The organism is Allobosea lathyri (assembly GCF_900108245.1).
In the GTDB taxonomy this organism is placed as follows: domain Bacteria; phylum Pseudomonadota; class Alphaproteobacteria; order Rhizobiales; family Beijerinckiaceae; genus Allobosea; species Allobosea lathyri.
Map to the genome: position 1 here is coordinate 201,695 of NZ_FNUY01000008.1, position 14,085 is coordinate 215,779.

Consider the following 14,085-nt stretch of genomic DNA (forward strand, 5'->3'; position numbering starts at 1 on the left):
CATCGAACGGCTACCGGTCACACCTCAATCTTCAGCCGTCGAACGCGTTCGACAAAATGGCGACAAGAACCATGATGAGCTGACGCGCGCTGCGTCAGCCGCCGGATGGGCGCCTGGATAAAGAATGCGGCTCTACGAGGCCGAAGTGACTGTGAATAGCGCAGTCAGGTCGCTGCCATTTACGGCCTCACATAGATCCAACCCTGTTCCTGTCGTTCTATGACACGAACTACGCCAGATTTAACCACAGCTGCTTCTGGAATTAGCGTGATATCCCGGTTTTCGGTCTTGCTCATATTTTCCTGGGTATTGCCGCATGCTTTGAACGAAATTGCCGGAGTGCTCGCGGTCATCGCTTTGATCCGCGCTTTCACCGGAGACGTGTCGTCGCGCAACATATGCAGACCAGGGCCGAAAGTGACGACTTCGATTTCCACTTTCTCTCCCAAGTCCTTGTAGTACTGCGCAACGTTGGCCGCATTGTTAAGCGCAAGATTCATCGTCGCAGGATCGTTTGTGTTCACCTGTAAGATAAGGCGATGCAGCTTCGATTCGGCGACAGGCCGCTTTGAAACCTGAACCGCAGTTTGCTTTTTTTCTTCCGCCGCAACGGGCTGCGCGACAATGAGTAGTCCTACGATGCAAGGCAGTACAGTTCTAAAAACTGGATTAAATCTAATCATAATTTAAACTCCCGTTTTGGTGCGATAACTAATCGTTACGTGGCGTGGCAGTCGCACGCGGCCATTTGCACACGGTGGCTACCTTGTCTCGGACTGCCTTCAGTCCGCCAAGTGGAAAATATCCTTCATGGGAGGCGCCGCCCGGCGTGGAGAGGCGGACTGTGATGCCGCCCTCATCGGGTAGCGACAGTAACAGCTGCACAACATCGCCCTTGAACGCAGCACCTGTTCCAAACGATGGGGCTCCGGCCTGAAGTTGCACCGGCTGACCGTCATTGATGCGGTAGGTGATGGTGTAGGCAGCGACGCTGGAGACGGCCGTTCCTGTGACCACCAGCTCCGTGCGGCCGTTGCGGCAGTGTATGGAGAGCTGCAGCGGGAATCCGGATCCGCCGCGAGAAAAGGCGGTGGCGCTGATGATCGGCGCGTAGTTTACAGGCGAGGTCGTCTCGCTGATGATCCAGTTGGCGGCCCCCGGCGTCGAGCGATCCGGCAGCTTCATGCTACGCGACAGCTTGTCCAGACATTCCAGTCGCTCTGCAGGCTCCATCAGGGAGCAGGCACGAAGATGCGTCATCGGATCGGCCGCGCCCTGCGCGAGCGCGATCCGGCTTACGACATCGAACGCGACGGAAAGGGGGATCGCTCTCATCGCAACGCCCGCGGTGCGCGCGCTTTACGATCCAGCCATTCCTGCGCTGCCGGAAAGCGATCCAGGCCGGGGACCGTCGCAGCGAGATTGATCGATTTCCATTTCTGGTCGAAGCCCGGCGCCTGCAACTGGTCGATGCGGGTAAACAGGATATCGACAAAGCGGGCGACGCGCTGATGGCGGTTGGTTTGTGCCGGCCAGTTGAACGCGACCAGAGCCGTCGGCACCGCAATCGTCGATATGCGCTCGTTCGGCTCGATCAGGCCGGGGTATTCTTCGGCCGCCAGCACGGCGGGAAGATAGTAATCCTCGAATTTGCTTTCATATTTTACCGGAAGGAACTTGAATCCGGGCTCCCAGCGCCCGCGTACGAATGCGTCTACCGGCTTCGACGTGATGAAAACGACCGCCGCCATCTCGCCTTTGCGCATCCGCTCCAGCGCAACCTGGTGGGGAATGAAAGTCTTTTCTGCATCGATGCCGAGACGGCTGAAGATCAGCGGTCCCGAATAGGCGGCGGCTGTGCCCTGGGTATTGAAATTCACCTTCTTGCCGGTGAGATCCTGCAGACTTTTGATCTCAGGCCGAACAAAAATATGCAGTTCTGACGGGAACAGATTGAGCAGGTAAGTGATCCGGCGTCGGATCTGCGGCACCTGGATCTGGTACTCTTCCAGCGCGTCGGAATTGATGATCGCCGTGTCGATGCCACGCAGATAGAGCAGCGAGTTCAGATTATCGGTGGCGCCCCTGGTGACGATCGGCAGGATATGCAAATTCGCCCCGTCATCGGCCACGCGGGCCATCTCCGCCGCCAGACGAAGGGGCGCGCCCTCAAGCAAGCCCGCGGCAAGGCCGACGGTCCAGGCGTTCATCTTCTCCTTTTCCGTCTCGGCAGCGCGCGCACGCCTTGCCGATGGAGCGCTCTGGGCCTCCACCCCAGCTGTTTGCGCAGACAGATCGGCTGGCTGGAACGAGGAAACAACCGCAATCCAGGCGGCCAGCAAGAGCAAGGGTCGTGTTAGAAACCGGTTCATTCCTGAACTCCCTTTTTGACGCCGGAATCAACACGTCCCCGGCACTATCGCCGCATGTCGCGCGCCTTACTGCCGCAGCGCATTGAATCTGTCCTTCGCCTCTTGAATGCCGCCGGCATGGGCTTTCGCATAAAGCTCACGCGCCTTCATGACCTCGCCACGCGTTCCAAAGGTCCCCCACGCGGTCAGAATGGCGGGATCATATGTCTCCGCGAGCATGAAGCTCGCCCGAGCGCTGCCCGTTTCGGCAGCACTTTCGAGCACTATCCGGGCAGCACCGATATCTCCCTGAATGAGCAGCGCGCTGGCGCGCGCGATCAATCTCGTCGCCTCCGTATTGCTTTGGGCTTCGGCGATCGTCGTCTGCGGCAGGGCAGCCACCTCAGACACTTGCGCTGTATCAGGTCCATCGCCGCTCTTCACAGGCTCAGGCATGGCGTGTGCAAGGACCGCATTGCCCGGCGCGACATCCCGGGCCATTGCCGCAATCCTGTCCCGCTCTTGCTGCCGAGATTGTTCCAACTCCGCCATCGCGCTCGTCGTCGCCTGTCTGAGCTGCCCTGTTTCGTTGCTCGCCGCTTGCAAACGCGCCATCTGCGTCTCGATTTCGAGCCTCGCCGTCGCCAGTTCCTGCGCCAGTGCAGCGCTGCGAGCGCGCTCCTCGTCGAGCGCTTGCCGATGTCGCGTCGAACTCGCGGCAAGTTCACTTCGTGCAGCAGCGGCGTCTAGCGCCAGCACGGCGGATTGCTTGCGCTCCTGTTCGAGTGTCTGCACGTTTTTTGCGGCTTCCGCATGCGCGAGGCGTCCCGTTTCGTCACTCACCGTCCGTAGTCGCGCTGCCTGCGTTTCGATTTCGCGCTGCGCCGTCGCCAGTTGGCTCTCGAGCGCGGCACTACGGGCGCTTTCCTCCTCAAGCGCTTGCCGGTAATCTGCCGAACTTGCGGCGAGCTCATTTCGTGCGGTAGCGGCCTCCAGCGCGTGGGCAGCGGATTGCTTGCGCTCCTGTTCGAGCGACTGCAGGCTTTTTGCGGCTTCCGCGCGCGCGAGCTGTGCTGCTTCGTCGTTCGCCGTCCGCAGCCGGGCCGCCTGCGTCTCAATCTCGCTCTTCGCCGTCGCCAGTTCGTTCTCCAGCGCGGTGCTGCGAGCCCGCTCCTCGTCGAGCGCTTGGCGATATCGCGCCGCGCTGGCGGCAAGCTCATTGCGTGCAGCTGCGGTCTCCAGCGCAAGGGCAATGGATTGCTTGCGCTCCTGTTCGAGTGATCGAATGCCCTTCGCGGTTTCCGCTCGCAGCTGAAAATCCAACCGTTCGATGGTTCGCCGAGCCTCGGTAAGCCGGGCCTCGGTAAGCTCCTGCGCCACGGCTTCGGCGCGCTCGCCGTTCTGGGATTGCGGCGGGTGCGGTACGGACGTCACCTGAACCTGCTGCGCACTTGGTGGACTGGTTTGATTGGCATCGCTCTGTCGGGACGCCGGGAGGGAGGTCTTCGAGACTTGGCTCAAAAGCTGGGTGGCTTGCGCGACGACCTGCCGTCCTATGATCTTGACGCTATCATACTGAGCAGCGTCTCGGATGGCATAGAAGACCAGGAATCCAGCCGCTACAGCAGCGCCGGTATATAGCCCCTTGCGGTGTCGCCGTACCGACGCCCAAACCGCAGAGCGGTTGCTCGATATTTCATCCTCTCCCAGAAAATACTCGTCGCGCACCAACGGGTGCCAATGCGTCGGCGTAAGCTTGGTTGGCTCACTGTTTTTTCCGATCCACTTCGCCGCCTCCGGCGACCACTGAGCGACGTCATAGATGCCCGTCGCGTCATCCTCGAGGATGACGAATTTCCCATCTTTCGGTGCGGTCTCGATCGTGTGACGCATGTTAAACATGCCTGCTCAAACGGCGTTATCGGACCTCTTCTTCTCCACCTCGCCTGAATGCCGACCCATCCTCCCCGAGGCAGCTTAAGACAATTTAAACTGTATTGTGACGCTACGCCACACCCGCCTGCGGAGCGCGTCGGACGCGATGCGACGGCCTGGCATTTCGCTTATAAGTGCCTGCGCTCGTGGGTTGATTTTAGATATGGATGATGCCGATGGCGGCTCCCCCGGCGGCCATCTGGTGCCGGCCTCGATGTGAACATCGGCAATGGCGCGATCCTCGGCCTGTTCTATAGCGGCCAACTCGCCCGGCGCACGAATGACCATTCATTCGACGCGCGGCTTGCCGTGCAATTCTGAGCGCAAGCTCCTGAGGGAGAGCGCTGCAGTCATCGGTGGCAGGCACTGGTCGTCCGGGCCGCATCTGCGCAACGCTGCTTCAGCTCTGATAGCGGGCGACGAGGCCGAGCAGCGTATTGGGCTCGAAAGGCTTGACCATCCAGGCGCTGGCGCCGGCGCGACGCCCTTCCGCCTTGATGTCGGCGCCGTTCTCGGTGGTCAGCATGATGATCGGCGTGTTCTGGCCGGCGGAGCCTGCCGCTATCGTCGCGGTGACCGGGGAGATGACGGCCATGCCGGCCCAACTCGCCGGCACTGAGGCTGGGCTGAACCTGCTCGCCGACCTCTCCCAATCCCAGGGCCGCCTGCCGCAGAAGAAGATCGAGCAGCTCATCGAACTCAATGAGGTGCAGGCCGCCGCGATCCTCAGGCAGTGGCTCCAGGAGGAGACACGGGTAGAGGAGGCGCGAGCATGAGGCATCTTCCCATCGCGGCCTTCATCCCGAGCTTCGATGAAGCGAAGCCCTCCATCGGCGACGCCTGGCTTGTGCAGGAGGTCGGTGACGACGTCCCGGTCGATCTGCCGGCCTTCCCGCTCAAGACCCCGCGCCAACCGCCGCCAGATCTCGACGGGATCTTCGAGAGCGGGCGACAGGCGGGTCTGGCGGAGGCACGTGCCGAGGCTCAGCGGGATCTCGCGAAGCAGCGCAATGAGGCCGAAGCCACACTGGCCGCCGAGCGCCTGCGCTGGGCCGAGGACGTCGCTGCGCCCTTTGCCTCGCAACTCGCCGACGCGCTTCAAGCCTTGGCTGAGAACCTCTCCGACACCGTTGGGCGTCTGCTGCGCCCCTTCCTGGCGACCGAAATGCGCGACGCAGCCTGCCGCGCGCTGATCCAGCAGATCGCGCCGCTGCTTGCAGGCGCCGACGGTGCGCTGATCCGCGTATCCGGTTCGCCTGCGCTACTGGAGACGCTGCGCCTCGTCTTTCCGGCCGGGCAGGCGGTCGAATTCGTCGAAACGGATGCCGTCGACGTCACCATCGTGACCCGCGACACCGTCATCGAGACCCGCATCGCCGAATGGGTCGGCAGGCTGGAAGGCCAGGGGCCGGATCGTCGGCGCCACGCTCCGACCCCGATCTGAAACCGTTCGCCTCGCCAGACCTTTTCGCTCGCCAGATCGTCTTGCCTTGCCAGATCTTCTCGCTTCGCCAGATCATTTCGCCTTGCACGGAACCGGAATAACAGATCATGGACAAGGGCCCGCCCGATCTCATCATCATCCGTCGCTATGCGGTCAAGGTGGCCGACCAGCCCAAGACCGGGGTCTGGAAGATCGCCCATGCCGATTTCATGACGGCGATGATGGCGCTGTTCCTCGTGCTCTGGCTGGTCAACGCGACCAATCGCGAAACCCGCACGACCGTTGCGCAATATTTCAACCCGATCAAACTTACGGATACAACCTCCGACCGCAAGGGCGTGCGTAGTCCGCAGGACGCAGAGCCCGGTGAATCGGAGCGCGCAGAACTGCTGCCCGGCGACGAGAAGGGCGCGAAAAGCACGGGCTCCGAGTGGCGGCCGAGCCATCCGGCCAGGGATCCCTCGCAGGGCGCGCCCGGCTTCGAGGATCCCTATGCCGTCCTGGCCGAAGTGGCCGCCGCCAAATCGGAACGCAACGCCGAAAGGATCTCGCGCCAGACGCTGGGCACCTCCGCGCAGACGGTTTGCGAAGAGCATATGACCCGGGTTTCCAAGGCCTACGACATTCCCGTCGGCGTGCTCTATTCGGTCGGGCTCACCGAGAGCGGCCGGCGCAATTCGCTCCAGCCATTTGCATTGAACATTCAGGGTCAGGCCTTTTTCGGTGCGACGAAGGAGGAGGCCCTGGCTGCCTTCCAGGCCGCCCGCGCGCGGGGCAAAAAGCTGATCGACATCGGTTGCATGCAGATCAACCACCATTATCACCGCGACCAGTTCCCAAGCCTCGACGCGATGTTCGATCCGGCGCTGAACGTCGAATATTCGGCCAAGTTCCTGAAACGGCTGAAAGCGCGCCACGCCACATGGACCATGGCGGTCGCGCGCTATCATGCCGGGCCGCACAACAACCCGGCGCAGCAGCGTTATGTCTGTACGGTCATCCGGAACATGGTCGCGACAGGCTTCGGGCAGTGGACCGATAATGCAAAGTCGTTCTGCGGGGTGAAGGTGGCCGGACGGTAGGGCGCGGCCCTGCAAGTGCAAGCCAACGCCACGAACACTTCGGTGCGATCTTCCAGGATTTCGTGCGTTACCACATGACCGCCGGCGAGAATGTCGGTCTTGCCCGAACTAGCCCGCTACTTCGCGATGACGGTTCGCGCCGAGCTGTTGCGCGTATCTGGCGAAATGCGTTTGCACATGCGCCAGGCGCTGATCTGCGAGCGGACGTGCCGCCGCTGCATCGCGGGCTTCGCCGGGAGCCATTCCAAAACGCGCGCGGAAGGCACGGTGAAACTGGGCGCTGCTGGAGAAGCCCTGCTCATGCGCGATCTGCGTGATCGAGCGTGACGGCCCACCGGGCCTGGCCAATTCGCGAAACGAAGCGTCGAGCCGCTTCTCGCGGATGATCGTGGCGACGCCGCCATCGGCTGCAAATATCCGGTAGAGATGAGCGCGTGAAACGCGAAACCGTTGTGTGAGCAGATCGGGACCGAGCTGCAGCCCCGACAGGTTGGCCTCGATGAACTCGAGCACGCGCCGGCGCAGGACGCCCGTCAGCGCCGGATCATGCAGGGATGTCTCGGGCGCGTGACGCGCGAGACCGGACGCGATCAGCGCGATAGCCGCATCCTCGATGGCGAGCGTGTCGGCGCTGTCCATCTCGGCCGAGACGTCGGAGAGGCTGACGACGAAATCCGTCAGAATCCGGGTGATCGGCGCACCAGCCTTCAGCACGAGGCCGTGCAGGTTGCGCCCGCCCGCCGCCTTGTCGACGCGCTCTCGCGGCACGACCAGCGACAAAGTCGAGCCGGTTCGAACGCGGCTCCTGAATGTGCGGGATAAATCGAAGACGCAGATATCGCCCGGCCCGACCGAAATGGCTCGGCCCTCGCAGTCGGCCTCCAATCTGCCGGCGACGAACAGCTGAATGAAGTACTGCTCCAGCCCGCCTCGCAGGATCGCGCGTCGGTCGCGGCTATATTGCTGCTGGTTGAAGCTGGTCGGGCCGATCAGCAGCGCGCCGATAGCCCTCGAGCGGATCGAGCCTTCAAGCCTCATCTCGGCGTCACCCGGATATTGCGTCGTCTCGAAGAACGGCCGCGAGACTTCGCGCCAGAGATCGTTGCGCAGGCCCGGTTCGACCATCTCCGTCGACAGGAAGATCTCGTCCGCCGCAACTGGTGCGCTGGTCTTTTCAGCCTGCCGCATCGCTCGCTCTCCTCCGCCGGGACCGGGACGTGCTGGAACAGGCCTAAGGTGATTTGCGGGGAAGACCTACGCGGCTGACGCGGGGGCGGGCTTCCGCCAGCGCGGTACGGCGCCTCATCCGTTGAGACGAAAAGCCAGAACAAATGAGACGTGGCGATACAAGCAGGCTGTCGCGAACATGCGATCCTCGCAGCGCGGCGGCACTGCTGGGGGGCGTGTTGCGCGGCAGCTTTGTCGCGCGCACGACCCATCGCTCCCAATGGCAAGGCCTCTCATATCGCAGCAGTGCTCCGGGGGATGAGGCCTCCGGTTCTGGAGTGGCCTATGCCTATCGCTTCGACCCGCCTTTCGACACGACGCCCGTCTTCACCCCGGTCTCGCACGCTAAGGACAGGCGTCTCGGCGCTGTCGCTTGCGATCGCCGCCCTAGCGTCGACGCAGGCACCGGCCCAGAGCTACACCTACATAGATGGGGAGGTGCGAGGCGCGGGCGTCACGGCTCCCGCGACATTGACCGTAGACGCGGGGGGCAGCGCAACGCAGGCAGGCGCCATCACCGGGCCCGGCGCTGTCAACAAGGCGGGCGACGGCACGCTGAGCCTAACGGGCGCGAGCAGCTATTCGAGTACGACAATTTCCGGAGGCGTGCTGCGCATCCTCGACGGCGGCACGGTGACCAATAACGGCACGCTGTCCCTGACCGGCGCCAATGCCGGCCTGATCATCAGCGGGATAGGATCGGGGCTCACAACGGGAGCCAACCTCGGTGCCATTGGTTCGGCGGCCGGCGTCACGATGACGGTTGAAAAGGGGGGCACGTTCCAGAACACCACCGGAAACATCAACATCGCGAATGTGGCTGGCACAAACGCGACATTGAACGTCATCGGAGCGGGATCGGAGTTCAGAACCCAATCCGCCATCAGCTCGCTGCATGGCAACGCCACCTACAACATCATCGACGGCGGCGCGATCATCCATGGGGGGCAGATCGCCATGGGAGCCAGCATTGCCGGCGCCGGCTCGGGAAGCGCGACGATCCTGATCTCCGGCGCCGGGTCACGCTGGCAAAGCGGAGCCGGTTATTTCGGGGAGGTGTCGCTCAGGATCCTCGATGGCGGCGTGATGCAGAACGGCAACATGTCGATCGGTCATCTCGGCGGCAAGACCTCCAACATCCTGATCTCAGGCGCCGGCTCGCTGCATGCCGTCAACGGCCTGGTCTTCGGGACCAACGGAACCGGCATCATCACCGTTGCCGAGGGCGGCACCTTCTCCTTCGTCGCAGTCGCGCCTTCGCGCGTTCTGACCATCAATAAGGGTGGGACGATCAATATCGGCGGTGCGGTCGGCGAAGCGGCAACGGGAGCGGGGCATCTGGGCGTCTCCTCCATCGTCTTTGCCGGGGGCACGGGCTCGCTCAACTTCAACCACACCGATAGCGGCTATCTGTTCGACCAGGCGATGACCGGGGATGGCGTGGTCAATCACACCGGCCCCGGCACCACGATCCTGACCGGTAACAGCAGCTATTCCGGCGGCACGACCATCAGCGCCGGCACGCTGCAACTCGGCAATGGCGGAAGCTCCGGCAGCATCACGGGCAACGCTATCAATAACGGCGTGCTCGCCTTCAACCGTTCGGACGCGATGACCTTCGCCGGCTCCATCTCGGGTTCCGGCGCCGTGACGCAGACCGGTGTCGGCACGACGACACTAACGGCCACCAATACCTACACCGGCGCCACGACGATCCAGGCGGGAACGCTCGCCCTCACCGGTGCGGGTAGCATTGCCGCCTCCAGCGGTGTGCGAAACAACGGCACCTTCGATATCTCCGCAACCACGGCCGGCGCATCGATCCGCACGCTCTCCGGCAGAGGCGTGGTTGATACCGGCGCGCAAACCCTGACCCTGACCGCAGCCGCCGACACCTTCGACGGCACGTTCCAGGGAACGGGCGGGTTGACGCTGAGCAGCGGCGCCGAAACGCTGACCGGCAACAGCAGCGGCTTTTCCGGTGCGACCACGGTCCAGGCCGGCAGGCTCTCGGTGAACGGCAGCCTCGGCGGCACGATGGCCGTGCTCGGTGGCCGGTTGCAGGGTGTCGGCACGGTCGGAACGACCACCAACGAAGCCGGCGGCACCATCGCGCCGGGCAATTCGATCGGCACGCTGACGATCAACGGCAACTATCTCGGCAATGGCGGCAGGCTCGAGATAGAGACCGTGCTGGGCGGCGATGCCTCGCCGTCCGACCGGCTGGTGGTCACCGGCAGCGCCGCCGGCTCGACGCTGGTCACCGTGCTCAATCAGGGTGGCAACGGCGCTCCGACCGTCGAAGGCATCAAGGTCGTCGATGTCGGCGGCGCCTCGAACGGCCGCTTCAGTCTCGCCAATGGCGACTATGCCTTTCAGGGCCAGCCTGCGCTGATCGCCGGCGCCTATGCCTATACGCTGCAGCAGAACGGCGTCAGCACGCCCGGCGACGGCGACTGGTATTTGCGCTCGACCTATGTCCAGCCCGCCGGCGCGGCGGCGCCAGTCGGCAGTTCGGTCCGGACCATGCCGATTTTCCAGCCCGGCGTGCCCCTCTACGAGGCCTATGGCCAGGTGCTGCAGAGCCTGAACGGCTTGCCGACCCTGCGCCAGCGCGTCGGTGATCGCGTCCAAGGCGAGAGCGGAGCCGCCGCCGGCACTCCCGAAAGCCGCGCGATTTGGGCCCGCATCGAAGGCGCGCATAGCCGCGTGACGCCGCGGCTATCGACCAGCGGCACCAGCTACGAAATCGACAGCTGGAAGCTGCAGGCGGGCGTCGAGGGCCAATTGCTCGGCGATGGCGCGGGCACGCTGATCGGCGGCCTCACCGCCCATCACGGCGGCGCCACCGCCGATGTCGCGTCGGTCTTCGGCCGCGGCAAGATCGATACGAGCGGCACCGGCTTCGGCGGCACGCTGACCTGGTACGGCCAGAGCGGCTTCTATGCCGATGCGCAGGCGCAAGTCAGCTGGTTCGACAGCGACCTCACTTCGACCACCGCCGGGCGCAGGCTCGCCGATGGCAAAGGCGGCTTCGGCTATGCCTTCGGCCTGGAACTCGGCCAGCGCATCGCGCTGGGCGGTGCCTGGTCGCTGACGCCGCAGGCCCAGCTGATCTATTCGAAGGTCGATTCTTCCGGCTTCACCGATCCCTTCGGCGCCCGGGTTTCGCTTGATGACGGCGACAGCCTGAAGGGCCGCCTCGGGCTCGGCGCCGAGTACCGCAACAGCTGGCGCGGCGCCGACGGCCAGCTGGTTGGCGCCACGCTCTACGGCATCGCCAATCTCTCCTACGAGTTCCTCGATGGCACGACAGCGAACGTCTCGGGCGCCCGCTTCACCAGCGCCGAGGAGCGGCTCTGGGGCGGGGTCGGCCTCGGCGCCAAATACGATTGGGCCGGCGGCCGCTACGCGGTCTATGGCGAGGTCTCCGCCAAAACGAGCCTCGCCCAGTTCGCCGACAGCCATGAACTCAGCGGCCGCGCCGGCTTCCGCATGAGCTGGTGATCGGCTCCCACCTCGTTTCCACGAATCTGGAAGGTCGATATCCAATGTCATTCACGGCATCGTCTCCAAGCGCCCCATGGCGCGTCGTCAAGCGCGCCGCAGCCGCCTCGTTGGTCATGGCAATGCTTGCGACACCGCAATCCGTGCTTGCCTGCACGAGCTTCCTGATCCGGACGACCGATAATGGCGCCGTCTACGGCCGCACCATGGAGTTCGCCTTCGAGCTCGAATCGCGCGCCATAGTGATTCCGCGCAACTACAAGCTGAGCTCGACCGGGCCCGGCGGAACGCCCGCGATGAACTGGACCGGAAAATACGCAGCCGTCGGCCTCAACGCGCTCGGCGTCTCCGCCCTGGTCGACGGCATGAATGAGAAGGGGCTCGCCGGCGGCATCCTCTATTTCCCGGATTTTGCCGGCTATGCCGACCCCGCCAAGGCCGATCCCACAAAGTCGCTCGCGCCATGGGATGTCCTGACCTGGGCGCTGACCAGTTTCGCCACCGTCGCCGAGGTCAAGGCGGCGATCAAGGATATCGCGGTCATCCATGTGGTCCAGGAGGCGATGAAGATCGCGCCGCCCGTGCACTACACCTTGCACGACGCGACCGGCGCCTCGCTGGTGATCGAGCCGGTCGATGGCGTGCTCAAGATCTACGACAATCCGCTCGGCGTGATGACCAACTCGCCACCCTTCGACTGGCATCTGACCAATCTGCGGAACTATGTGAAGCTGTCTCCCTTCAGCGCGCCACCGCTCAGGGTCGGGGAGCAGTCATTCGCGCCACTTGGGCAGGGCTCGGGGATGCTCGGCATTCCCGGCGACCCGACGCCGCCGTCCCGCTTCCTGCGGGCGCTCGGCTATACGCTGTCCATCGAACGGAAGCCGAGCGGCCCGGAAAGCGTCCGGCTGGCAGAGCATATCGTCAACAATTTCGACATTCCGAAGGGCTGGATCAGGGAGGGCGAGCAGGGCAAGGCGCCGCTCGAATACACCCAATGGTCGACGGTAGCCGACCTCGTGAACCGGGTGTTCTACGTCAAGACCTATGATGACCCCGTCCTGCGCGGCATCGACCTGAAGAGTTTCGATCTCGATGCCAAGGCAATGGTGAGCGCGGCGCTGAAGCCGGCGATGACGCCTCCGGCGCTGCCCTTCGCCAAGCCCTGACGGGCCGCACGGCACGACATTCTTCGACATCCGATCGACGCCAGTGCCGGGGGGCATCAGCACCATGACATCATCGACAACAAGCGCGCCGTGCTGGAGCTTTGTGACTGCCGCTTGCGTTGGCGTCGCCGCGCTGTTGACGATGGCGCCTCCGGCAAAGGCAGCCGATCCGGCTCCCGCCCGCAATACGGAGGTCGTGGCGCCGGTCGTTCAGCGCGACTGGACGATCACCATCAGCCCGTATCTATGGGCGGCCTCGCTGAACGGCGATGCGTCCGTGTTCGGCATCCGCACGCATGTCGACGTGCCCTTTCGCGACACCCTCGAGAATCTCGATCTCGGGGTGATGGGCAATGTCGAAATCAGCCGCGGGGCCTTTGGCGCCTATGTCAACGGCGAGTATGTCGACGTCTCCAACGACGCCAGGATCGGCCCGTTCAACATCGGCGTCGGCATGAAGTCTTATCTGGTCAGTGCCGGCGCCTTCTATCGCGTCTATCAATCCGAACTCGGTGGTAACACCGTGTTCGGTGCGCCGCGCGTCTTTGCGCTGGAACCAACGGTCGGCGCCCGCTGGACGCGGCTGACCGGCAGTCTTCGCCTCGGCGGGCTTCATGCCTCCGACAGTGAAAGCTGGCTCGACCCGTTCGTCGGCGCGCGCATTCACCTCGATCTGACGGATCGCTGGAATCTGTTCATGGAAGGCGACGTCGGCGGTTTCGGCGCCGGCTCGCGGCTGAGCCTCAACGGCCAGGCATTGCTGGGCTATCGCACGACACTACTGGGCTACAAGTCGATCATTCGCGCTGGATATCGGGTCCTGCACCAGGACTACAGGGAGGGCGGCTTCCAGTGGAAAGTCACCCAGCACGGCCCGATCGTCGGCGCGTCGATCGAGTTCTGAGAGACAGTTGGAGAATGCAACCCTCATCCTGAGGAGTTGCGAAGTGGCGTCTCGAAGGATGTTCAGGAGGTTCCCGAACCAGCTGGAACATCCTTCGAGACGCCATACCTGACGGAATGGCTCCTCAGAGTCTGGCCGATAATGATATCCCAGTTTTCAAGGACTTGAACATCAGCGAAAAACGCGCCGTCATCCCGGACGCAGCGAAGCGGAGATCCGGGATCCATTCCGGAGCGCTGACCGGTAAGCGCCTCGGAATGGATCCCGGGTCTCCCTGCGGTCGCCCGGGATGACAGCGCTTTTCGATGCGAAATGCCAAACGATTGAAATTGCTTACGACATTCTCGGCCAGGCTCTGAGCCCCGAATGCTTCTTTCGCGGCACTGCCGCACCAGTATCGAAGCGTCGGCGCTATGTTCAACTGACACAGCAGGTTGAGCCCGGCCTGCCTTGCTCCACCCGCCAA

12 protein-coding genes are annotated in these 14,085 nt (G+C 63.6%); 6 read left to right on the forward strand and 6 right to left on the reverse strand.

Annotated elements, in window-relative coordinates; all coding sequences use genetic code 11:
* Positions 1 to 179 precede the first annotated feature (179 nt).
* The 5 genes from C4S73_RS19370 to C4S73_RS19390 all read right to left on the reverse strand — a co-directional run bounded on the left by C4S73_RS19370 (position 180) and on the right by C4S73_RS19390 (position 4,881).
* The gene (locus C4S73_RS19370; protein WP_103874170.1) at positions 180 to 683 is read right to left on the reverse strand and encodes a DsrE family protein; all 504 of its coding nucleotides are present in this window, start codon (positions 681 to 683) and stop codon (positions 180 to 182) included.
* Between the two features lie 28 nt (positions 684 to 711).
* Positions 712 to 1,335 carry a hypothetical protein gene (locus C4S73_RS19375; protein WP_103874171.1) on the reverse strand — a complete coding sequence of 208 codons (624 nt, stop codon included), beginning with the start codon at positions 1,333 to 1,335 and terminating at the stop codon, positions 712 to 714.
* Positions 1,332 to 2,372, reverse strand: coding sequence for a TAXI family TRAP transporter solute-binding subunit (locus C4S73_RS19380; RefSeq protein ID WP_103874172.1), 1,041 nt, complete (start codon positions 2,370 to 2,372; stop codon positions 1,332 to 1,334). The genes C4S73_RS19375 and C4S73_RS19380 overlap by 4 nt, the downstream gene beginning before the upstream one ends.
* A 66-nt stretch (positions 2,373 to 2,438) precedes the next feature.
* Positions 2,439 to 4,244, reverse strand: coding sequence for a coiled-coil domain-containing protein (locus C4S73_RS19385; RefSeq protein ID WP_146071436.1), 1,806 nt, complete (start codon positions 4,242 to 4,244; stop codon positions 2,439 to 2,441).
* Positions 4,245 to 4,686: 442 nt separating this feature from the next.
* On the reverse strand, positions 4,687 to 4,881 hold the full coding sequence (locus C4S73_RS19390; RefSeq protein ID WP_200828051.1) for a response regulator: 195 nt from the start codon (positions 4,879 to 4,881) through the stop codon (positions 4,687 to 4,689).
* Here C4S73_RS19390 and C4S73_RS19395 point away from each other — a divergent pair.
* The 3 genes from C4S73_RS19395 to C4S73_RS29090 all read left to right on the forward strand — a co-directional run bounded on the left by C4S73_RS19395 (position 4,880) and on the right by C4S73_RS29090 (position 6,812).
* Positions 4,880 to 5,062: a hypothetical protein gene (locus C4S73_RS19395; protein ID WP_103874174.1), complete on the forward strand. Its 183-nt coding sequence runs from the start codon at positions 4,880 to 4,882 to the stop codon at positions 5,060 to 5,062. The genes C4S73_RS19390 and C4S73_RS19395 overlap by 2 nt on opposite strands.
* On the forward strand, positions 5,059 to 5,730 hold the full coding sequence (locus C4S73_RS19400) for a FliH/SctL family protein (protein WP_103874175.1): 672 nt from the start codon (positions 5,059 to 5,061) through the stop codon (positions 5,728 to 5,730). The genes C4S73_RS19395 and C4S73_RS19400 overlap by 4 nt, the downstream gene beginning before the upstream one ends.
* A 107-nt stretch (positions 5,731 to 5,837) precedes the next feature.
* Positions 5,838 to 6,812 (forward strand): flagellar motor protein MotB, encoded by a 975-nt coding sequence (locus tag C4S73_RS29090; RefSeq protein ID WP_103874176.1) that lies wholly within the window; start codon positions 5,838 to 5,840, stop codon positions 6,810 to 6,812.
* 108 nt (positions 6,813 to 6,920) lie between these two features.
* Here the strand turns inward: C4S73_RS29090 and C4S73_RS19410 are convergent, their stop codons facing one another.
* Positions 6,921 to 8,000: a helix-turn-helix domain-containing protein gene (locus C4S73_RS19410; protein ID WP_103874177.1), complete on the reverse strand. Its 1,080-nt coding sequence runs from the start codon at positions 7,998 to 8,000 to the stop codon at positions 6,921 to 6,923.
* 324 nt (positions 8,001 to 8,324) lie between these two features.
* On the opposite strand from C4S73_RS19410, the gene C4S73_RS19415 reads away from it, so the two are divergent.
* The 3 genes from C4S73_RS19415 (at position 8,325) to C4S73_RS19425 (ending at position 13,619) form a co-directional block, all read left to right on the forward strand.
* On the forward strand, positions 8,325 to 11,546 hold the full coding sequence (locus C4S73_RS19415) for an autotransporter family protein (protein ID WP_160115843.1): 3,222 nt from the start codon (positions 8,325 to 8,327) through the stop codon (positions 11,544 to 11,546).
* 44 nt (positions 11,547 to 11,590) lie between these two features.
* Entirely contained in the window at positions 11,591 to 12,715 is a 1,125-nt protein-coding gene (locus C4S73_RS19420; RefSeq protein ID WP_103874179.1) for a linear amide C-N hydrolase, read from the forward strand.
* Between the two features lie 103 nt (positions 12,716 to 12,818).
* Positions 12,819 to 13,619: a hypothetical protein gene (locus C4S73_RS19425; RefSeq protein WP_244595678.1), complete on the forward strand. Its 801-nt coding sequence runs from the start codon at positions 12,819 to 12,821 to the stop codon at positions 13,617 to 13,619.
* Positions 13,620 to 14,085 lie beyond the last annotated feature (466 nt).